Origin of the sequence: Pedobacter jeongneungensis (assembly GCF_000633455.1) — a bacterium.
GTDB classification, from domain to species: Bacteria; Bacteroidota; Bacteroidia; order Sphingobacteriales; family Sphingobacteriaceae; genus Pedobacter; species Pedobacter jeongneungensis_A.
In genome coordinates, this window is record NZ_AYMG01000007.1 from 50520 (window position 1) to 73978 (window position 23459).

Consider the following 23459-nt stretch of genomic DNA (forward strand, 5'->3'; position numbering starts at 1 on the left):
AAAACCAAACAAATGTACAAATTTTACCCAAACAAACCGGGTAGGCCGTCTGGTCCTGTCCAAAAAATCCTGCTGATTATGCGTGTAACTACGTTCTTATTATTGGCTATTATGATGCAGGTAAGTGCAACCACACTCGCCCAGCGGGTTACAATCAATCAAAAAAATGCAAATCTTACCGATGTGTTCAAAATTATCAGGATACAAACCGGTTACGATTTTATATACGATCAGGATTTACTTGCCAAATCGGCACCTATCAATATCAACGTCAATAATGCAGCGCTAAGCGAAGTGTTAAAACGTTGCCTGGCCAATCAGTCACTGAGTTTTATTATCGAGGATAAAACCATTATTATTAAAGAAGAAGGACTTTTAGATAAGGTTAAAAGCTATTTTGATAACATTACGGTTACGGGTGTAGTGCTTGATGAGCGCGGACAGCCGTTTCCTGGCGTAAGCATAAAACTAAAGGGAACCAACCGGTACACGGTAAGTGGTAATGGGGGGAAGTTTTATATTGCAGCAAACGACGAGTATCCCACACTTGTTTTGTCGTACCTGGGATATAAAACCATCGAAGTTACCGCTACTTCTACACTTACCGTAAAAATGATCCTCGATCCGGCCAAACTGGATGAGATAATGGTGATCGGTTACGGTACTACTACCAGAAGGTTAAATACAGGTTCGCAGGCCGGAATAAGTGCGAAAGAACTGGAAGACCAACCAGTAACCAATGTACTACAGGCATTACAAGGTCGTTTGCCGGGTGTTACCGTTACGCAGACTAATGGATTGCCGGGAGCTGGTATCAATGTTCAAATCAGGGGTGCAAATGCCATTGGCGTAAATGGAGTAAAAGCAAACCGTCCTTTATATATCATTGATGGGGTTCCTTTTCTTTCTGAGCCGATTAATACCGCTGCTTTGGGTTCTGCATTGCCATCTGCAGAGGGGAATACCAGTCCAATGAATAGTATAAATCCTGATGATATTGATAATATTGAAGTTTTAAAAGACGCAGATGCTACAGCAATTTACGGATCAAGGGGTGGCAATGGGGTAATATTAATCACCACAAAAAAAGGGAAAGCCGGCGCTACCAAGTTCAATTTAAATGCTTCTACAGGCGTTTCAAACGTATCTCATTTTGTAGAAACCGTGGGTACCGAACAATACCTGGCCTTAAGAAGGAAAGCTTTTGCCAACAATACCACCAACCCGGCCACACCGAGCGTAACTACTGCTCCCGATTTATTGGTTTGGGACCAGAATGGTTATACCGATTTTCAAAGGTACATGTTAGGCAATACCGCCAAAACCCACGATGTTAATGCGAGTTTGTCTGGTGGCGATAACCAGAATAATTTCTACCTGAGTGGTACCTACCATAAAGAAAACAATGTTTACCCGGGTGCACAGGGGTACCAAAGAGGTGGTGCGAAATTTAATTTAAACCATACTTCGTTTAACCAACGGTTTAACCTGTCGCTATCGGCCATGTATTCTACTGATAAGAACAATATTTCTACTACCGATTTAGCGAGCTGGGCCTATTCACTTCCACCGAATTTTCCATTGTACAAAGCAGACGGTAGTTTTAACTGGGATGGTGGCATCAGTAATCCGTTAGCCTACCTCAACCAAACCAACGATAACCGTACATCTAATTTACTGAGTAGTTTAGCCCTTAGGTATAACATTTTAAAAGGATTTGATTTCAAGACCAATTTAGGTTACAGTAAAACAGATATGACCCAGATTGCTTTGAGGCCATTAACTTCGCTTAATCCAAACTTTAATCCAACTTCAGGTACGGCCAGTTATGTTTATAATTTTACCAATAACTACATTGTTGAGCCACAGTTAACCTACACCAGAAAAATCTGGAAAGGTACCTTAAATGCACTGGTTGGGGGATCTTATCAGTTTAAGCAATCTAAAATGCCTTACAGCACATCGGCTACAGGTTTTTCTTCTGATGATTTTTTAAGAACCTCAACTGCAGCAAGTACCGTGAGTACCACCAGCAGTTCTGTCGATTATAAATATGCATCCCTATTTGGACGTGTAAATTATAACATTGAGAACAAATATATCCTGAATGCAAATTTTAGAAGAGATGGTTCTTCGAGATTCGGCCCAAATAACAAATTTGGCAATTTTGGTTCGGTAGGTGCAGCCTGGTTGTTCTCTGAAGAAAAATTAGTTAAAGATAACCTGAACTGGTTCAGCTTTGGTAAACTCCGTGGTAGTTATGGTATTGTGGGGAGCGATGACATTGGCGATTACGGATACTTCGATTCATATACGGCCTCTACCTATGTTTATGCCGGATCTACAGGTTTAAACCCTTCGAGGTTGGCCAACCCTAATTTTAAATGGGAAGAAACTAAAAAACTGGATATCGGTTTAGATTTAGCCTTTTTTAAAGATCGTTTGTCGCTTAGTGCTTCCTACTACCGTAACAGAACCAGCAACCAGCTGATTACCCAAACTGTAAGTACGCAGACCGGTTTCTCAGGTTACCAAAGTAACTTGCCGGCAACGGTTCAAAATTCTGGCTGGGAACTATCTTTAACCAGTACCAATATCAAAATTAAAGATTTTAGCTGGACAAGCTCTTTCAATATCAGTCAGAACCACAATAAATTGTTATCGTTCCCTGATATTGAAAAGTCATCTTACTATACTACTTACCTGGTGGGTAATCCCATTAGTTCTTATTATGTATATCAATATGCAGGTATTAATCCGGCAACTAACCTGCCATCATTTACCGATTTTAATGGTGTTGGGGGTATAAACAGTCCTACAACTGGTTTTGCGGCAACGGGCCGTGGCGACCGTTATTTTGCAGGTACTTCTTATCCTAAATTTTACGGTGGTTTAACCAATAACGTCTCTTACAAAAAGTTTACACTCGATTTTACTTTCCAGTTTGTTAAGCAACAGGGCAGAAGTTTATTAACTTCTTCATTCTATCCTCCAGGATATTTCAGCAATGCGGCTTTAAGTGTAGTGAATGATTATCTGGCACTGGGCTCGCAGGATTATCTCGTTTCTGCCGGTACCCGTGGTGCCGCCGGATCTGCCGCTTATCTGGCTTATTCCTATTATTCAGGGTCTGATGCTTCTGTAGTAGACGCTTCATTTATCCGCCTGAAAAATGTGAGTTTATCATACACCTTACCAACCAAATGGATCTCAAAAACCGGAGGAACAAATATCAGGGTATACGCTCAGGGACAGAATTTATTTACCATTACGAATTATGAAGGCTTTGATCCCGAATCGCAGGGCGTTGTTACACCACCGTTACGCACCATAACTGCCGGTTTACAATTCACCTTTTAAATCTTAAATATCATGTCAAAATCGATATATAAAATACTGGCCGTTATAATGGGCCTTACTGTGGTGATTAGCACAGGTTGCGAAAAACTGATTGCTATTGATCCGCCGCTGAACCAGGTGACTACCGATCAGGTATTTGCTTCTGATAAACTGGCTACAAGTGCGAGATCGGCCATGTTCAGTACTTTAGCGCAAACCACTACACAATCTTCAAACCTCACCATTTACAGTGCCCTGGAGGCAGATGATCTGCTTTATTTATCTAATGTTGGGGGTATTCAGGAATTTAATAATAATACTTATTCAGTACTTAGCACTAATCCTCCGACTTTGTTTTCGGAGTGGTATACCGTTATTTACCGCGCCAATGCCATTATATTAGGCTTGCAAAATTCTACTGGTGCATCCGAACAGATTAAAAAACAATATACAGCCGAAGCTAAATTTATACGTGCCTATTGCTATTTCAACCTAATTAATAGCTTCGGCGATGTGCCTTTAGTTTTGGTTACCGATCCAAACATTACTGCTTTTTTACCAAGAGAAACTACGGCTAATATTTATACACAGATTATTGCTGATTTAACCGATGCAAAAGCAAACTTATTAAGTGATTATTCTGCCACGGTCAGCGATCGCATAGGCGTTAATAAATTTACGGCAACTGCATTGCTGGCAAGGGTGTATCTTTTTACCAATAATTACGCTGCCGCCGAAAGTAATGCATCAGAAGTAATTGCTTCATCCCTTTATAGTTTAATACCAAAGGCTACAGTGGGAACAGCATTGTTTGTTAAAAACAGTGCAGAAAGTATCTGGCAAACAACACCACCGGTGGCGGTTACCAGCCAGTATACCAACGAAGCCGCTACCTTGCTACCTTCATCAGCCACTACATTAACTACCTATTTTTATAGAATAGATCCGCGTTTGGTACAGTTATTTGCCACAACCGATCAGCGCAGGGTAAGCTGGATGACCAATGCCACATTTGCAGGTGATGTTTATACGCTTCCGTTCAAATATAAATACCGTACACAAGCACTTGCCGTGGCAGCTGGCATTACCGAATACCAGGTAGTATTGCGTTTGGCCGAGCAATACCTCATCCGTGCTGAAGCCAGGGCAAGAACGGGTGCTAATTTATCCGGCGCACTGAGCGATTTAAATGCCATTCAAGCCAGGGCTGGGGCAACCCTGACAACAGCTACCGATGCTGCTACTCTGATTAACGACATTGCATTGGAAAACCGCAAAGAATTTTTCTGCGAACAGGCTTTCCGTTGGTATAATTTAAAACGTACCGGCCAGGCAGATGCCGTTATTGGCGCCATAAAAACAAGTTACACCCCAAAATCAAAGTTGTTGCCTATTCCGCAGGCTGCTATTGATGCAAATTATAATCTTACTCAAAATCCAGGTTACTAAATAAGAAAATGAACAACAAAAATCAATTTAAAGTCAGGTATTTTTACCTGGCTTTAGCCATCGGCATGCTCGGAACTTCCGTACAATCGTGCAGTGTATTCAGAAAGAAAAAGGTTCCGGCAAAAGCGGCAACTGCTGCTACAGCCCCAAAAACCAAAGCCGATTCGCTTAAAAGCATAATTAAACCTTACGGTGAAGTGATTACCGCCAAAGCGGTTAGCCAAAAAGGTTTGTTTACGGTACATAAACTGAATGACAGGTACTTTTTCGAAATCCCGAACCAGCTGTTAAACAAAGAAATACTTTCGGTAAACCGTTTGAGTAAATCGACCCCTGGTGCAGGAAATTATGGAGGTGAACAGGTAAGTGCGCGCATTGTGTATTGGGAATTAGGACCAAGCAATAAATTGTTTTTAAAAGTATCGGCCACGGTGAGTATTGCCGATTCAACCGATATGATTTCTAAAGCAGTTGCCAGTTCGAATTTAAACCCGATTATGGCTGCTTTCCCGATCAAGGCAAAAAGCAAGGATTCATCTTCTGTAGTAATCGATGTAACCGATTTTTTAATCAGCGAAACGCCATTGTTATCATTTGATGCCGAAAATAAAAAAGCTTATGGTTTAGGCATGCAAATGGCCGATCGTTCCTATATCGAAAGTGTTAAAAGCTTCCCGATCAATACCGAGGTAAAAAGCATCCGTACCTACACGGCTACCGGGCGTTTACCAGCCGCGAGCGAAGCTGGTGCAGTTACTTTGGGTATGAATACCTCTTTTGTGATGCTTCCTGAAAACAGGATGAGAAAAAGAATGTACGATGCCCGTGTTGGCTTTTTTGCCAGTGCAAACATCAGGTATAAGGATGATCAGCAAAAAGTAGAGCAGGAAGCTTTTATCCACCGCTGGAGATTAGAACCCAAAGAAGAGGATATCGAAAAGTTTAAAAGAGGCGAACTGGTAGAACCAAAAAAACAGATTGTGTATTACATCGATCCGGCGACACCCAAAAAATGGCGTCCGTTTTTAATTGCCGGTGTAAACGATTGGCAAAAAGCATTTGAGCAGGCAGGTTTCAAAAATGCCATTGTAGGTAAAGAATGGCCTGAAGCCGATACCACGATGAGTTTAGATGATGCCCGTTTCTCAGTAATCCGTTACTTTGCTTCGCCGCAACAAAATGCTTACGGGCCAAACATTGCCGATCCACGTACCGGTGAAATTTTAGAAAGCCATATTGGCTGGTACCATAACGTAATGAACCTGGTGCACCGCTGGTATATGATCCAGGCGGGTGCAATTGATCCAAAAGCCCGCAAAAACAAATTCGACGATGAATTAATGGGGCAGCTGATCAGGTTTGTTTCTTCGCACGAAATTGGTCACACTTTGGGTTTACGCCATAACATGGGCGCCAGCAGCACTGTTCCGGTAGAAAAACTGAGGGATAAAAAATGGGTGGAAGCGCATGGGCACACCCCATCTATTATGGATTATGCACGTTTCAATTATGTGGCACAGCCTGAAGACCATGTTAGTGAAGCAGGAATTTTTCCACGCATTAATGATTACGATAAATGGGCCATCCAATGGGGATATAAACCAATTTATGGTACTGCCAGTGCCGAAGCAGATAAAAAGATCTTAAATAAAATGACCATCGACAGTTTGGCTGCTAATAAAAGGCTTTGGTTTGGCGGAGAAGGCAAGGATTACGATCCACGTTCTCAGGCGGAAGATTTAGGTGATGATGCCATGAAAGCAAGCGAATACGGAATTAAAAACCTAAAACGCATTGTTCCGCAATTAATTAACTGGACAAGAGAAGATGGCGAAGATTATACCGATCTGAAAGAAATGTATAAAGAAGCTGTGGGGCAACTTAGCCGCTACTCGTACCATGTAATCAAAAATTTGGGTGGGGTAATGACTACTGAAAAAACCTACGATCAGCCTGGTGCAGTGTATCAGCCTGTAAGTTTAGCAAAACAAAAAGAGGCGATCAAATTTATCAACGATCAGATTTTCACTACACCTAAATGGTTATTAAATGAGCAGATCCTGAATAAAATCGATCCGAAATATGGTTTTGGAGAAGTTGAGGTAATGCAGCAGGGCATTATTGCTTCGGTAACCTCACAAAGCCGTCTTTACCGTTTGATGATCAATCAGCGCGATTATGGTAAAGGTACCTACTCACCGCAACAATGGTTAAATGACCTGAAAAACGGCATTTTTTCTGAGATAAAAACAGGCAAACCGATCGATTCGTACCGCCGTACCCTGCAAAAAATGTATGTGGGCAGTATTATCACCATGTATAATAAACGTTTTGCACTACAGGGCTCCCTTGATAACATCCTGGCTGGTGTAACTCCGACTGAGATTTTACTTTACTCTAATGTGAAACCATTAGCCCTGGCACACCTGAAAGATTTACGCAAAGATATCGGTGCTGCAATAGCCAGAACAACAGATAACGATAGTAAGATCCATTTGGCTTATTTAAAACAGATGCTGGATAAGATTCTAACAGAATCGCCTATCCCGGGTTTGAATTACTAAGATTAATTACATCGCCTTTTAAAAAAACAGATGATCTACTGATGAAAAAACGATATAAACTGCTAAGCATCCTTATTATAGCCTTAGTTTTAGTTGCTGATCTACATGCGCAGTCTACCGCGCATGTAGCGGCAAATATTAAGGGATTAAATGATGGGAAAATCATATTTTCTTATGAATTAAACGATGTGCTTTATCAAGATTCTGTTCAGGCAGATAAAGGCATTTTTTCGAGGAAAATACCCATTACAGAATCGGTACGCTGTACATTGTCCAATTCAGTTAACAAACAGATTAGCATATTTATGCTCGAAAAAGGTTCGGTTACCATTAGTGGCGAAATCGGGAAGTTTTACGGACTGAACATCTCCGGATCTAAAGAAAACGATCTTTTAAACGCATACAAAACCGCACTTTACGCTTCGCCAAATAAAAAACCGAAACCTACCGGTGATGAAGAAAACGATAAAAAAGCAATCAAAGATTTTGTTTCTAAGCAACAGGTCTTTAAAGACAGTGTGCTTTCTACATTTGTTCATGCCCATCCAGACCAAATTGCCGCCGCCATTGCCATTTTAGACCTTTATGTAACCTATCCCGATAGGCCAAAAGCAGCGCTAAATTTCAAATTGTTGACTAATCAAGTACAACAGAGCAGTTATGGCAAAAGGATTAAAACCTTTATTGATGCGGCGGTAAATACCAAAAACGGTGCTGTTGCGGCAAACTTTTCTTTAGCCGATGAAAATGGCAAACGGTTTTCGTTAGCTGATTTTAAGGGTAAATATGTGCTGATCGATTTTTGGGCAAGTTGGTGCATGCCCTGCAGAAAAGAAAACCCAAATTTAATTAAAGCCTATAATCAATATAAAGATAAAGGTTTTACCATTGTTGGTTTATCAATGGACAGTTCGAAAGAAAATTGGTTAATGGCTGTTGAGCAGGATAAATTACCCTGGCTACAACTAAACGATCCGAAAACAACCGATGGTGCAGCTGCAGAAATCTATGGCGTTAAAAGCCTGCCTGCAAATTTTCTGATCGATCCCTCCGGAAAAATAGTTGCAAGCAATTTAAGGGGTGATGCCCTTGAGCTAAAGCTTAAAGAACTTTTACATTAAGTTAGTGTAATTGATAGATAGTTAATGACTAAACGCAGATGGTGGATGCCTCTGCGTTTTTTTATGATATACAAAAACCGATTACGTTGAGGTAACCGGTTTTGCCATGTTAAATTTAGGATTGGAAATGATATTGATTTAGAACATATAAAACAAACTCGCCTGGGCAACATTGTTTTTCAAATCAGGGCTGATATTGCCCAACTTAAAGTCGCCTACTTTTTGTAGTCCTGCAATATACCTGGCCCCAATACCAAAACCGCTTTTGGTTTGGAAGCCGATGCCACCCACAGCACCTATATCGAGCTTTTTAGCGAAATTATTGCCGTTTAAACCTTCTAAATCTTCTTTAACGCGGAAACCAACCTGGGTACCGGCTTCAACATACAGGCCAAATTTTGTTTTGTACTTCAATAAAACCGGAACACTTGCATAATAAAGCTTGATGTCCTGTCCACCAAAATTGCTGTTGGTTGTTTTTGCGCCCTGGGTAGAGAACAAGAATTCTTGCTGTACAGAGAAACCCTCCGAAATTCTAAAGTTTACAATGGCTCCTGCATGAAAACCAACCAGGCCTTCCGTTTCGAAATTGGCATCGGTAAAATCACTGTAATTTACACCTCCCTTTAGTCCAAAACTTAGGCGGTTAACAATGTTTTTCATCATACTCTGACTATAAGCACCTGTAGATGCTAAAACAAAACAAATACAAACTAGGATTAACTTTTTCATTATCTTTTCTTTAATTTTTGTTGGGTCGCCACGACCTTTATTTTTTCTTTGGTCAAAGGTGAATTTTATATCCTTCAGCCTCAAGGTAAATGATGCCGAAACGGGCAAAATAGGGGCTGAATGTAGCAGTGAACTGTTTGAAAATTTTGGAGAAAATTGATGTTTTAGGTGTACCCCAGTAACATGAGATCAATTCGTCTATACGTTTAGCCTATCTTCCGCAAATTTCATTAGAATGGTCGTCAGTTCGATCCGATAGCTATCATAAAGCGCAGCGAAATGGAGAAATTTTTGGATCGGGTTTATCAAAATGAAAATTAAAAGATTTCTTCCCGAATCCTCGGGATCGAAATGAAGGCCCAACTATTAATTGTACTCAAGTAATTATACCTTGGATAACCATTCAAGAAATTGAGGTGCCTTACCTTTACTAACAATTACCTTTTCATCAAAGGCTATATTGAGGTTTACCGAAAGTTTTCTGGAAAAGAAACTCGACACATCTATGATGGCTTTTCGGCAGATGAGGAACTGCCTGTTCGCCCTGAAGAAATAACTGCCCGACGATCGTTCGAGCTCATCCAGGTTTTTATTGGGATAATAACAGGTGCCAGAAAAAGTGATTAAATGTGTAATCTCGTTTTTCACGTAGAACATGGCAATATCTTCTATTTTTACAGGAATTATTTTATCCTTTGAATGCACGAGGATGGAAGAGGCCTTATGTTTTTCCTTAACGCCGAGCATTTGGAGTAAGGCATCATATTGCGGCGTCTGATCGGCTGAGAATACCCTTTTCAGGTCTTTGTATTTCTGAAGTGCTGCTTCAAGTGTAGCAATGGTAAAAGGTTTAAGGATATAATCTATTCCATTAGCTTTAAATGCATCTAAAGCATATTCATCATAAGCCGTGCAGAAAATAACCGGAACCGACATCGGCTGGGCAACAAATATTTCAAAACTAAGCCCATCACCAAGCTGTATATCGCTAAAAATAAGATCGGGTGCTCCCGCAGATTTGAAGTAATCAATAGATTCTTTTACCGACCTGAGTTGCACCAATTCTATTTCGCTGCCCATCAGTCTCCTGATGTTCAGTTCAAGATCGTGCGCAACTACTTCCTCATCTTCAATAATTACTATCTTCATGTTTTAACAGTTTAATGCTTACAGAAAAGCATTTTTCATCTTCTTCTATGATAATATCGTCTCCACAGCACAGCTTATAACGTTCGGCAAGGTTGGCAAGGCCATAACTGGTAGAATCTAATTTTATTTTTTTCCTTTGGATATTATTGCTGAAAATCAACCGGTCGCCTGCCTGTACAATGGTAATATTTAAGGGATCTTGCTGGGTAAAATTATTGTGTTTTATTGCATTTTCTAACAAAGGTTGCAGTGAAAAGGAAGGGATATTATGACCTTTTATTTCTTCGCTGGTGATGGTTATTGAACAGTTCAGGGCGGTGCCGAAACGCATGCGTTGCATGGCCAGGTAATCGTTCAGAAGCTCAAGTTCCTCTTTTAAACTCGAGATATTTGAGGTGTGGCGAAAAACCGATGCCCTTAAAAAGTTGGCCATGTGCACAATATAAGTGTCGGCAGTTTGCGTATCGCTGTGATATAAAGCCTTAAGTGTATTCAGTGCATTAAACAAAAAGTGCGGCTGAATCTGTTGCTTAAGTAAGAGGTTGGCTGCTTCTGCATTGGCCGTTTTCAATCTCGAAAGTTCCAGTTCCGTGTAAAGCTTGTGCTCGTAAAGCAAAACAGAATCATGAAGCACCAAAATCATGGTGTTAATAACGATACCCGATCCAACAAAAGCCAGAAACAGCCGTCCGTCATCGTAAAACCATTGGTGATTTGCAGCACTGGCGATAATTGGCCATACCAAAAGGTAAATTGCAATACTGACGGGATAAGTAAGCGCATATCTAAACACTTTGAACTGTTTCGATTGAGGTTTGTATAACCTACTCAAAATACTCATAATAATCACGTTGGCAAAGCCAACCATGATTACACCCAATACCGTAAACAGGGTGAAAAAGTATTTTTTAGGATCATCTGAGTTGTGCGAAATGATAATATGAAAAATGATGCCAATGATGGCAGCAAGTAAACCACTCAGAAGATTTAACCGTTTTATGGGCAGCTGCGCTTTCATCATCACAAATATACCGATTGCCCCTTAAGTTGTAACCGATTATTGATTGAAACGGACAAAAGCAGTGTTGAAATGTCCGGTTGGTTAGTTGAAATAATTTTCGCTTTAAAAAATATTAACCCTTATCAGAAATTTTCTCAGATTTTTTGAACCAGAATTAAAAATAGTCTTAAAACTCACATCACGTTAGCGCTGTGAACGATATTTTTCGATTTTTAGTATATGCATCTGTTCAAAAAAATTATCGCCTGTAAAAATAATCATACTGTATTCCGATCGATACGGTAAAGTAAGCCTTAACCAGCAAAATAATATTCTTGATTTTGTAGTAAAATAGTTAATATTGGGTAGATAAATCGTTTTATCCATAACCAAATATAATGAAGAGCCCAGGTACATTTACTTCGTATTGTGCAGTGCACCCTTGTGTAGTTTACACCCCTGTATGTTTATCCTTTTCCAAATCCGTAATTACAGGTTACCCCGCTGACTATTACCTTAAGCCTTCTGATTAAATTATTGATGATTCAAGGTCAACTATTCTGTTTTGACTAGTTGATAAAACGTTTTACCCATTGGGGTGAATAATAGATAATTAACTAAACATTAACTAAAGCAAAACTAAATGAAAATCAATCTACTCAAGATTTCAGGGCTTTCTGTGCTTTTTCTGCTCAACAGTCCCGCATTTTCGATGAATCCGGTTGCCGAAAAATCGAAGCGGCTTTCTGATTTGGATGTGCCTTTTGGCCACATTCAGAACCGAAAAGTAATCACCGGAACCGTATTGGATGAAAAAAACTTGCCTATCCCAGGGGTTGGCATTAAAAACATCACATCGGGTAAAACAGCAGTGACAGATGAGTCTGGTAAATTCAGTATCGAGGCTAATCCTGGCGAGGTGATCCGCTTTTCGTACGTGGGTTATCAGAACAAGGATGTTACCGTAGGGGAGCAGAGTAACCTGAGTGTTAAATTGGCGGTTGCCGAAGCCAGTAAACTGGATGATGTAGTGGTAATCGGTTACGGTACTGTAAAAAAGAGCGACCTTACCGGCTCTGTTGGGGTGGTAAAGGCCAGCGAACTGCAAGAACGCCCGGCACCATCATTAAATCAGGCTTTGGCCGGACGTATTTCGGGTGTGCAGGTAAATACCAACTCGGGTAGGCCAGGCGGACAAACCAACATTAAAATCAGGGGTTTTAGTTCCATCAATACCAGTAACAATCCGCTTTATGTGGTAGATGGGGTGGCTTTACCGGTAACAACACAAACACAGAACAGTAATGCTATCGATTTTATTAACCCAAGCGATATTGCATCGGTAGAGGTATTAAAAGATGCTTCTTCTACCGCAATCTACGGTGCAAGAGGTGCAAACGGGGTTATTTTGATCACCACCAAAAAAGGAACTTCTAATTCTCAGCGTGTTACCTACGATGCTGATTTTGGAATCAATACCTTAGCGGCACATCACGTTAAAATGCTTGATGCAAATGAATATGTAAAGGTTCAGGATCTGGCTTACGACAACATCAAGGTGTACGATCCGGTAGGATGGGCGGCAGGTAACTATGCCTCAACGCCGGTTCCAAAAGCAGCAAGGATTGCATTGCCGCAGTTTTTTGATAGCAATGGAAATCCATTGTACAATACCGATTGGTTAAAAGAATCTACGCAGAATAAACTTTCTCAAAATCACCAGTTAGGCTTTACAGGTGGAAACGAAAACAATACCTATGGGGTTTTTGTGGGCTACCGCGATGATGAAGGACTTTTGTTAAATTCTTATTTAAAACGTTATTCGGGAAGGTTTAATTTCGAAAGTAAAATTAAAACCTGGTTAAAAGTGGGTGGTAATTTAAGCTACAATAACCAAAACGAAAACATTGTAGATCAGGGAACAGGCGGATTAAACTCGGTGCGTATGATCACTGAAGCATTTCCATTCCTTCCTATAAAACTGGCTGATGGTAAATGGGGCGATAATAAACTCATCCCATGGGCCGAGGGCGGTTCTAATCCCGTTCACATCTTAACAGATCAACGTTATGGCATGGTTACACAAACCTCATTGGGAAGTGTTTATTCGACCATCAGTTTCAGTAAGGATCTCGAATTCCGTACCCAGTTGGGCGCCAATATTGTAAGCCGTAACATCAATGAGTATAACGCGAAACAATTATATGGCATTTCTGACGGGCAGAACGGAACGGCCAACGTAACCAATGATAGGGAAACTTTCTGGTCGTTAGAGAATTACTTAACCTATAACAAACGTTTTGCCGAGTCGCATGCCATTAATGCCTTATTGGGTATTTCGTGGCAGGCTACCAATTTCTTCAGCAATACGAGTCACGCTGAAAACTTCGTGACCGACTTTTATGGCAATAACAATATGGGTTCAGGTAGTAAATCCATCACCGTAGGTTCGAGCCGCAACCGGTCTGCTTTTAACTCTTATTTTGGAAGGATAAATTATGCCTTTCAGGATAAGTACCTCGTAACAGTTACTGGTAGGGTAGATGGATCGTCGAAATTTGGTGATAACCATAAATTTGCCTTTTTCCCTTCGGCAGCATTGGCCTGGAAAGCTTCAGACGAAGATTTTCTTAAAGGAAATAAAACCATTTCTAACTTAAAATTAAGGACCAGTTATGGTTTAAGCGGAAACTCTGAGCTTCCTGCTTATCAATCGCTGGCCACTTTGGTTAATAACTCGGCCATTATTAACGATACCAGGGTAACCGGTATCGGAATCGGAAGGTTGGCCAATCCGGATCTAGTTTGGGAAAAAACCGCGCAGGTTGATGCCGGTGTGGAACTGGGTTTATTTAATAACCGCATTAATTTAGAGGCCGATCTTTATTACAGAAAAACAACCGATATGTTATTGGATGCACCGGTACCACGAACTTCGGGTTTCTCGGTAATCAGAAAAAATGTGGGTTCGATGCAGAATAAAGGTTTGGATTTAGGTATCAATACGGTGAACATTCAAACGGACGATTTTACCTGGAAAACTACCTTCAATATCTCCCTTAACCGTAATAAAGTACTTTCTTTGGCTACCCCAGATGATATTTTTGGTGTAGGTAACCCAAATTTCACTAACCAGACTGGTATCATCAGGGTAGGCGAGCCTGTAGGTTCATTCTGGGGACTGGTACGTTTAGGTACATGGAGCGAGGCTGAAAGGGCTGAAGCTGCAAAGTATGTAAGCTACCGCGGTGGTAAAACCTTGCTTCCAGGCGATATTAAATACCTGGATGTGAATGGTGACCATGCCATTACTGATGCCGACCGTCAGATTATCGGTAACGGAACACCAAAAGGATGGGGATCATTCTCTAACTCCTTCCGTTATAAAAATTTAGACCTGATTGTAGAACTTCAATATTCTTATGGTAATGATGTACTGAACATGACACACCACTCTGGTGAAGACAGACAGGTACAGGCCAATAGTTTTGCAAGTGTATTAAATGCCTGGACGCCTCAGAACCAGGATACACCGATTGCAGCCATCAGGGATCAGGCTGCTGGTTATGTAACCAATGTAGATACCCATTGGCTGGAAGATGGTTCTTTCATCCGCGGTAAAAACCTTTTGCTTGGTTATACCTTCAACAAAACGCTGGTAGAAAAATTGCGTTTAAACAGGCTACGTGTTTATGCATCTGTTCAGAATTTCTTCCTGGCCACCAAATATACCGGTAACGATCCTGAGGTAACCACTTATGGAAATGTATTTGCACAGGGACAAACATTTTTCGATTATCCAAAACCAACCACTTTTATGGTAGGCTTAAACATTGGATTATAATATTAACAAAAGAAAGGATATTAAAATGAAAATAAATATAAAAAATATCGCTGCCCTGTTATTGCTTGGTGGTGCTATCATCGGGAATTCGGGATGTAAGAAGTTTTTGGATGAAACCGATCCGACCAATCTTTCGCCCAACAGTTTTTATACCCTGCCAGAACATGCGGAGGCTGGTATTGCCGCAGTTTATTCAGAAATCAGGTTCATTGGCAATGGCGCCGGAATTTTCTCCAACAACTGGCAGATGCTTGATGCCCCAACGGGTATCCAGACTACCGAAACCGCGCAGAATTCTGATCTGAACAACTTATATTCATTGATTTATGACGGAACCAATCTACATGTAAACCAAAACTGGAACGGCTTTTACAAAGTAATTGCGCAGACCAATCTGGTACTGGATAAAGTACCAGGCATTAATCCAATGGACGCTGCACAGAAGAAAAGGATTTTGGGCGAAGCCTCTTTCATCAGGGCCTGGGCTTATTTCTACCTGGTGCGTTTATGGGGCGATGTGCCTTTAATCACCAAGCCGATTACCAGTCCTAATGATCCTAATTTTTCACCATCAAGAACACCACAGGAACAGGTTTACAAACAGATTGTGGATGACCTGGTTTCTGCAGAAGCTGCAGGATTACCTTACATGGATGGAAGTGGCCGTGTATCTACCGCTGCCATTAAATCAGAACTGGCCAAAGTGTATTTAACCATGGCCGGTCAGCCGCTAAATAAAGGTGCTGCCTATTACAGGTTGGCTGCTGATAAAGCAAAAGAAGTGGTTGATTATGCTGCTGCAAACACTGGTAGCCTAGGTTTATATACCACTTATGGTGCCATTCATGATGCCAAGAACGATAATAAACTGGAGCACCTTTTCGGGATTCAGTACAATGATGCAGCCGGAGCAGGTAACCCATTACAATCGTCTTATTTGCCATTGCACCAGCCTTTGGTTTCTAAAATCGACGGGATTGGAACTTCTATTCCAACCCAGAGTTTTTATGGTTCTTATGAAGCTGGCGATTTAAGGGCAAAAAACAGGGATGGTTATTTCTTTACCGATTATTATACTGATGGGTTTAAACTGCCTTTGATCAACCGCGGCAAACCTTATATTTTTAAACACTTCGATGTAATCGCAAATGGAACATTGGGCGTAGAGGGTACCAGCAGAAGTGATTTGAATATTCCGCAGATCCGTTTTGCCGAAACCTTATTAATTTATGCTGAAGCGCAGAACAGGGCTGATGGAGCACCGAATGCAGCAGCCTATACGGCCGTAAATGCCATCAGGAAAAGAGCGCAACTGGCTGATTTGGCTGGTTTAAGCCAAACTCAGTTCGAAGAAGCAGTGTGGAGAGAACGCTGGCATGAGCTATGTTACGAAGGCATTACCTGGTTTGATATGGTTCGCCTGCGTAAGGTATATAACGAGACTACTAACGGTTTCGATAATTTTGTTGGCCACATCAATAAAAGTGTAAACCAACCTTTGCAGACTAAACATTTGCTGTTCCCGATTCCTACTCCAGAAATTAAGAACAACCCTAATTTGACGCCAAATCCGGGTTACTAATTAAAAAAATTAATAAAAACGGATGCCTGATATATTCAGTCATCCGTTTTTTGTTTATTCCTAATGGTCGGTGGCCTACCAACCATAATACCTACAGTTTCTCCAGCGCTGTATTAATAAAAGCAAGTTCTTCATTACTGATTTCAAAATCCATAGCTGCAGCGTTCGATACCGCTTGTTCTGCATTTCTTGCACCTGCAAGCACCACTGTAATGCCTTCCTGCAAAGTTGTCCAGCGTAAAACCAATTGCGCCATACTTGCATTTTTTGCTTCTGCTATCGGTGTTATATTTTCCAAGAACGTTTTTACTGCTTCGAGATCAAACTGACTGAAATAGCTATTACGGTGATCATTAGCCTTTAGTTTTTCATTATTGAAATATTTACCCGATAAAAGCCCTCTTTCCATTGGGCTATAAGCAATAATACCAATATTGTTTTCTACGCTGTAAGGAATTAGTTCTTTCTGGATTGCCCTGTTCAGCATACTAAAAGATACCTGGTTTGATGCAGGCTGACATACTTTGGATGCATTTTCTAAAAGGTTAACACCTGCATTAGAAAGTCCTGCTGCAAGTATTTTCCCATCTTTAATCAATTGTGCCACTGCTTCCATGGTTTCCTCCATCGGCGTAGTTGGATCAGGCCAGTGCTGTTGCAAAAGATCGATATAGTCGGTGCCTAAACGTTTAAGGCTATCTTCCACTTCTTTGATAATCGAGGCTTTTGTAGAATAGCGGTAAATGGGAACTGCTTTTCCATTGTTTTCTGCATCAAAAAAATGTTCTCCTCTGCCATGATTACTCCCGTCCCAAACTAATCCAAATTTAGTAAGTAATTGTATTTTATTTCTGTCGTAGCCCTTAATGGCCTCGCCAATTATTTCTTCGCTTAAACCAAAGCCATAAAAAGGTGCGGTATCGATGGTTGTGATTCCTTTATCTATTGATGCTTTAACGGCTTCGACCGAATCCTTCCTATCATTTCCACCCCACATGTTACCGCCAATTGCAAAGGCTCCGTATGCGATTGCTGATAATTTCAGTTCTGTATTTCCTAATTTTCTGTATTCCATGATTTATGTTTTTTGAGCGGGCAAAATTTCACAAACCGATGCTATTATCAAAATAAGTTAAATTGGGTTGATGTATTATAATAATGATACTTGTGTGTTATATATGAAAAGAAAAGATCCTGAGCACAGCGAAGGATGAGAACGGATAACGGCGCCATAATTTGTCATTCTGAATGCAATGAAGAATCTGTTAAAATAGTATGAAAAGGTAGCACTTTTTAGGTTAGGGATCCTTTGCTTGGCTAAGGATGATAGTGGCTGAAGAGGCATCTATAACTAAAATATTGAAATCCTGAAATTAATTACATCGTTGTAAATCAACGCTGACGCAGATTTTCGGGTTATTTGAATTATAGTTTTTTACATCTCGCTCCACTCGTTTTTATATTAGATAAAATAAGCCTAACCGAATAACCTATGTTTACGAGTCAATCTATATACCGCTATGCTGGTATTATTCATTTTTTTTCCGGCTGATATACCCACTTTATGCTGAAAACATTTTGTCCGTTCTTCCCATAACGTGCCAAATAAAAAACTAACCATTAACTAAACTATAAATATGAGTAAGATTTACAATCAAGGGGGTATATTCCTATACCTCAAGCATACCTGTAGGGGTAAAGCAAAAAAAATGGCCTTTGTGCTCCTCGCGCTCTTTGCAGGTTTTAATGCTTTTGCACAAACCACGATTGTGGGTACCGTTAAAGACAATAAAGGCGTAACCCTCCCCGGGGTAAGTGTAAGGCTAAAAAATACTCAGGCAGGAACCCTTACCGATGCCCTCGGAAAGTACACCCTCAAAGCAGAAGGAACCAGCCAGACACTGGTATTTACTTTTGTGGGTTTCACAACGCAGGAAGTGCCTTTGAATGGCCGTAGCACAATAAACATTACTTTAGAAGATGCCTCACAGGGGCTGAACGATGTAGTGGTAATTGGTTATGGTACGGCACAGAAAAAAGACGTTACCGGAGCCGTATCGAGTATTAAAGCTACACAACTTGAAAATGAAAACCCGAATAGTGTTACCGATATCCTCCGTGGTAACATTCCGGGTTTAAGCGTGGGGTTTAACAACAGTGCCAAAGGCGGCGGAGATCTCCTGGTGCGTGGAAAAACTACCCTTACCGGTACTACCACACCGCTAATTGTATTGGATGGGGTAATTTTTATCGGTCAGTTATCTGATATCAACCCCAATGATATCGAATCTGTAGATGTACTTAAAGATGCCAGCTCACTTGCCGTTTATGGTGCAAAAGCTGCAACAGGTGTGGTAGCCATTACCACTAAAAAAGGAAAAAGCGGGGCACCCACCATTACTGTAAATACAAACTTTGGGATGGCTACTTTAGCACAGGATCAACCTGTATACGATGGGCCAGGTTTTTTAAACTGGCGTGCAGATGTGCAACGTAGTGGCGGTGTTAATCCACCCTATATTTATAACGATCCGAATAACTTGCCAGAAGGTGTAACCCTTACCCAGTGGTTAAACGGGCAAACTACTACCAATCCAACTGACCTTTGGCTAAGCCGGCTCGGGTTATTGGCTAATGAAAAAGCAAATTATCTGGCCGGAAAAACAACCGATTGGTACGACATGCTTTTTGTTACAGGGCAACGCCAGGACCATACCCTGAGTTTGAGCGGTAAAAAAGAAGAAGTTTCCTATTACATGTCATTAGGGTATCTTAAAAACGAAAGCATTATTGCAGGTGGTGGTTTCAGTACTTTTCGTACCAGGTTAAACCTCGAAGGTAAAGCAGCAAAATTTTTAACCCTGGGTATGAACCTGCAGTTTGCCGATCGTGATGAGGGGGCAATTGAAGCACAGTTTTCACAACTTCCGGATTTATCTCCCTATGGCGATTTCTATAATGCTGATGGTTCTTTAAGAAGGATCCCGACAGATGATAACGGTCTTAATGCACGTAACCCTTTTCTTGATCAGACTTACAATTCGAGGTTACAAAAACAGAGCACCTTATTTGGCAGCATTTACGCCAAGGTGCAATTGCCTTTTGGCATTACTTATCAGGCCAATTTTAGTCCGGGGTTAGATCAGTACCGTACCTTTAACCACCTTTCATCTAAAAATCCAAATGTTACCGTACCGGGCGGTTCAGCCTCAAGAGCACAGGAAACCAGGTACAACTGGCAACTGGATAACCTCTTAAAATGGAATAAAACCTTTGCAACCGATCATAATGTAGATGTAACCTTATTGGTAAATGGTGAAAAATATTCTACCTGGTACACCATTGCCAGCAACGAGGGCTTTGCGCCAACTGATGTGCTGGGTTACCACAATATTCAAAGTGGGAACAAACCGACCGTTAGCAGCGATGATAAAGTGTACACAGGTGATGCTTTATTGGCCAGGATTAATTATTCATACAAGGGCAGGTATGCATTAACCGGTTCCATCCGTAGAGATGGTTACTCTGCATTTGGAGCTTCAAAAAAACGCGCCAATTTCCCAGCAGCTGCGGTAGCCTGGACAGTGAGTGAAGAAAGCTTTTTGAAACCGGTTAAATGGATCGACTTTTTAAAACTGCGTTTATCTTACGGTATTAATGGAAACAGGGAGATCAGGGATGCAAATAATGTTATCGATCCTTATGTGTCAATCCAGACTTTAACGGGTGGTAAATATCAATCGGTTAACAGCAGTGGTACCCCGGGCGAGGTAAATACGGTGGTAAACAGCTCCCGCCTGGGCAATCCTAACCTGGAATGGGAAAAAACGAAATCTTTAAACCTCGGTTTGGATTTTGGGTTTTTGAACAACCGGATCAGTGGATCGCTTGAGCTTTATGACAAAAAAACTTCCGATCTCTTGATCGGCCAATCATTGTCATCAGCATCGGGTTATGTAAATGTGATTGCCAACTTAGGCCGTGTAAATAATAAGGGTTTCGAACTTGGTTTAACCACTAAAAACTTCACCGGGGGTAACATCACCTGGAGTACTACCGCTAACTTTTCGCTTAACCGCAATGAAATTGTGGCTTTGGCAACCCCGAATGATGACCCTGGGAACGGATGGTTTATCGGTAAGGACATCGACGTGATCTGGGAATATAAAATTTTGGGCGTTTGGCAGGAAAATGAAGTAGCAGAAGCCAATAAATTTAACAAAGGCATTAAACCCGGCGATTTTAAGCTATTGGATGTAGATGGTAACTATGTTTATAACGATCTCGATAAACAGTTTATCGGTTACCGGAGCCCAAGGTTCAACTGGTCGTTACGAAATGATTTCAATATTTATAAAAATTTCGATTTTTCATTCCAGCTGATTTCAAGCTGGGGACAGCTTAGGGCCGATAACCAGGCTAAAAATCAGCCCGGAAGTGTGGGTTTTGGCCGGTCGAGTTCCTATGTAGTACCTTACTGGACACCTGGAAACCCGATTAACGATTATGCCCGCCTCAATTCTGGCTTAAGTGGTGTAACCTTTAATGCTTACCGCAAAAGCTCGTTCATCAGGTTAAATACTGTTGCCCTTGCCTATAGCCTGCCGAAAGAATTTTTAGGTAAACTGAGGGTGCAGAGTGCAAAAGTATATGCCAATGTGAGCAATTTCGGGGTGTATGCACCAAACTGGAACCAGTGGGACCCACAAACCGCAGATAATAACGGAAACCCTGTACCAACCCCAAGAGTTTACACTTTCGGACTGAATGTTACCTTTTAAAAAATGACGAAGATGAATATCACATATAAAAAAATAATTCCATTTCTGGCCCTGACCATGCTGTTATCAGCCAATGGATGTAAAAAATCGAATCTTGATTCAGAATTGTTATCACAGCTGGAGCCTCAAACCGCATTAACAAGCGTAGCTGCCATGAAAGCTGCTATTGCAGGCATTGGAGCCAATGTTAGGAGAGAATTTACCGGCGATATGGCACCCATTGTAACCGAATCTATCTTCTCGGAAGTAGCTGTAGATGGAACAACCGATAAAACCACACAAGCACAGGATATGGATACCCGCGTAACACCAGATGCCAATCTTGATAATCCGGATTTTAACAGGATCGGGTTTTACTGGACTGAAGGTTTTAGAGGGGTAAGGATGGCAAACACGGTGATTACTTACATCGATAATGTAACTTATAAAGATGAAGCCGAAAAAAATGCCATCCTGGGTGCCGCTTATTTTTACCGTGCTTATTATTATTACCGTTTGGTACACCAGTTTGGCGATGTGCCTTTAAATTTAAAAGATATTACCGCACCAAAACTGGACTATTATTCTACTAAACGCGAAGTAATATTGAAAAAAATGCAGGAAGATCTTTTGTTTGCCGAAAAGTGGCTAAAAGATAATGTAGACCGTGGGGATGTAACCAAAGGCGCCTGCAGCCATTTACTCACTAAAGTTAACCTCGCTTTGGGCGATTTTGATGCCGCCATTACCTCGGCTAATAACGTTATCAACAGTGGTACCTATAGCTTAATGCGTAACCGTTTTGGAAGCACCGCCAACGATGCCACCAAAAACGTGGTTTGGGACCTGCACCGTATGGATAATAAGGCCATAGCTGCTAATCGTGAAGCACTTTTTTTAACCATTGATAGAGAAACCCTTGCTGGTGCTACCGATCTGGGTTCGCAGGTGATGCGCAACTGTGTTCCGGCGTGGCATTTTGCCAATCTAAAAACTCCATCAGGAGCTACCCAGGCAATTGTTGATGGGGTGAACGTAGAGATTCCATTAACCCTGATGTATGGCAGGGGAATTGGCCGTTACCGTGGTACTGCCTACAGCACCAAAAATATCTGGACAGATAATACCGATTATCGCCATGCACCTGGCATGTGGATGAATATGACCGATCTGGTATATAACAACCCAGCGATAAAAACCGGTAGCAATGTTGCAGAAAGGGCATTGTACGGGAAACCATTGGTTGATGTAACACCAGCCAATGTGAATAATATGTTCCTGAATAAAGGATTGGACACCATCCGTCACTTTTTTGGCTGGCCACATTATAAAACTTTTATCAATTCGACCAATGCACTGGCGGTTGATAAATACTGGACTCCGCCAAGAGGTACCAATACCGATTGGTATATCTTCCGTTTGGCTGAAACTTACTTGTTAAGGGCCGAAGCCTATTATTGGAAGGGGAATTTAGGTCTGGCAATGGCCGATTTAAACCAGGTGCGCTCCAGGGCCAACGCCGCATTACTTACTGATGCTTCTGCCATTAACATTGGTACCATCCTGGATGAAAGGGCAAGAGAGTTGTATTACGAAGAGCCACGTAAAACAGAGCTTACCCGTATCGCTTACATTTTTGCGATGACCGGAAAACCAGCTTATAACGGGAAAACCTATAACCTGGCATCCTTTTCTGATAATAATTTCTTTTACGACAGGATTATTGAAAAGAATGATTTTTACCGAAACAAGGTGCCGACCGTATTGGGTGTAAACTTTAAAATGTCTCCTTACCATGTACTTTGGCCAGTTCCTGCAGCTGCGCAGCGGTTTAATACAGGCGGCCGCATCAATCAGAACAAGGGTTATACCGGTTACGAAAATAATGTACCGGCTCTGGATAAAATCCAATAGTGCAA

Annotated in this window: 12 protein-coding genes; 8 read left to right on the plus strand and 4 right to left on the minus strand. The window is 41.2% G+C overall.

The genetic code is table 11. From position 1 onward, the window contains the following. The first annotated feature begins 12 nt into the window (after window positions 1–12). The 4 genes from U859_RS0106005 to U859_RS30920 are packed head-to-tail and all read left to right on the plus strand — an operon-like array spanning window position 13 to window position 8473. Window positions 13–3360 carry a TonB-dependent receptor gene (locus tag U859_RS0106005; RefSeq protein ID WP_025142519.1) on the plus strand — a complete coding sequence of 1116 codons (3348 nt, stop codon included), beginning with the start codon at window positions 13–15 and terminating at the stop codon, window positions 3358–3360. A 12-nt stretch (window positions 3361–3372) separates the two neighbouring features. Beyond that, entirely contained in the window at window positions 3373–4788 is a 1416-nt protein-coding gene (locus U859_RS0106010; protein WP_025142520.1) for a RagB/SusD family nutrient uptake outer membrane protein, read from the plus strand. An 8-nt stretch (window positions 4789–4796) separates the two neighbouring features. Further along, window positions 4797–7352 carry a zinc-dependent metalloprotease gene (locus tag U859_RS0106015; RefSeq protein ID WP_051584659.1) on the plus strand — a complete coding sequence of 852 codons (2556 nt, stop codon included), beginning with the start codon at window positions 4797–4799 and terminating at the stop codon, window positions 7350–7352. A 41-nt stretch (window positions 7353–7393) separates the two neighbouring features. Then, complete coding sequence (locus tag U859_RS30920; RefSeq protein WP_025142522.1) at window positions 7394–8473, plus strand: TlpA disulfide reductase family protein; 1080 nt, start codon at window positions 7394–7396, stop codon at window positions 8471–8473. A 138-nt stretch (window positions 8474–8611) separates the two neighbouring features. On the opposite strand, the gene U859_RS0106025 is transcribed toward U859_RS30920, so the two are convergent. The 3 genes from U859_RS0106025 to U859_RS0106035 all read right to left on the minus strand — a co-directional run bounded on the left by U859_RS0106025 (window position 8612) and on the right by U859_RS0106035 (window position 11375). Next, window positions 8612–9205, minus strand: a complete 594-nt coding sequence (locus tag U859_RS0106025; RefSeq protein WP_025142523.1) for a porin family protein — start codon at window positions 9203–9205, stop codon at window positions 8612–8614. Window positions 9206–9589: 384 nt separating this feature from the next. Further along, window positions 9590–10354 carry a LytR/AlgR family response regulator transcription factor gene (locus tag U859_RS0106030; protein WP_025142524.1) on the minus strand — a complete coding sequence of 255 codons (765 nt, stop codon included), beginning with the start codon at window positions 10352–10354 and terminating at the stop codon, window positions 9590–9592. Further along, the gene (locus tag U859_RS0106035; protein WP_240183019.1) at window positions 10335–11375 is read right to left on the minus strand and encodes a sensor histidine kinase; all 1041 of its coding nucleotides are present in this window, start codon (window positions 11373–11375) and stop codon (window positions 10335–10337) included. The genes U859_RS0106030 and U859_RS0106035 overlap by 20 nt, the downstream gene beginning before the upstream one ends. Window positions 11376–11997: 622 nt before the next feature. Between U859_RS0106035 and U859_RS0106040 the strand changes: the two genes are divergently transcribed. Next, window positions 11998–15198, plus strand: coding sequence for a SusC/RagA family TonB-linked outer membrane protein (locus tag U859_RS0106040; RefSeq protein ID WP_084153031.1), 3201 nt, complete (start codon window positions 11998–12000; stop codon window positions 15196–15198). Window positions 15199–15223: 25 nt separating this feature from the next. Next, entirely contained in the window at window positions 15224–16780 is a 1557-nt protein-coding gene (locus tag U859_RS0106045; protein WP_025142527.1) for a RagB/SusD family nutrient uptake outer membrane protein, read from the plus strand. Between the two features lie 91 nt (window positions 16781–16871). Here U859_RS0106045 and U859_RS0106050 read toward each other — a convergent pair whose 3' ends face one another. Continuing rightward, window positions 16872–17855: an aldo/keto reductase gene (locus U859_RS0106050; RefSeq protein WP_025142528.1), complete on the minus strand. Its 984-nt coding sequence runs from the start codon at window positions 17853–17855 to the stop codon at window positions 16872–16874. A gap of 562 nt (window positions 17856–18417) precedes the next feature. On the opposite strand from U859_RS0106050, the gene U859_RS0106055 reads away from it, so the two are divergent. Further along, the gene (locus U859_RS0106055) at window positions 18418–21561 is read left to right on the plus strand and encodes a SusC/RagA family TonB-linked outer membrane protein (protein WP_025142529.1); all 3144 of its coding nucleotides are present in this window, start codon (window positions 18418–18420) and stop codon (window positions 21559–21561) included. Window positions 21562–21573: 12 nt separating this feature from the next. Next, on the plus strand, window positions 21574–23454 hold the full coding sequence (locus U859_RS0106060; RefSeq protein ID WP_029985512.1) for a RagB/SusD family nutrient uptake outer membrane protein: 1881 nt from the start codon (window positions 21574–21576) through the stop codon (window positions 23452–23454). Window positions 23455–23459 lie beyond the last annotated feature (5 nt).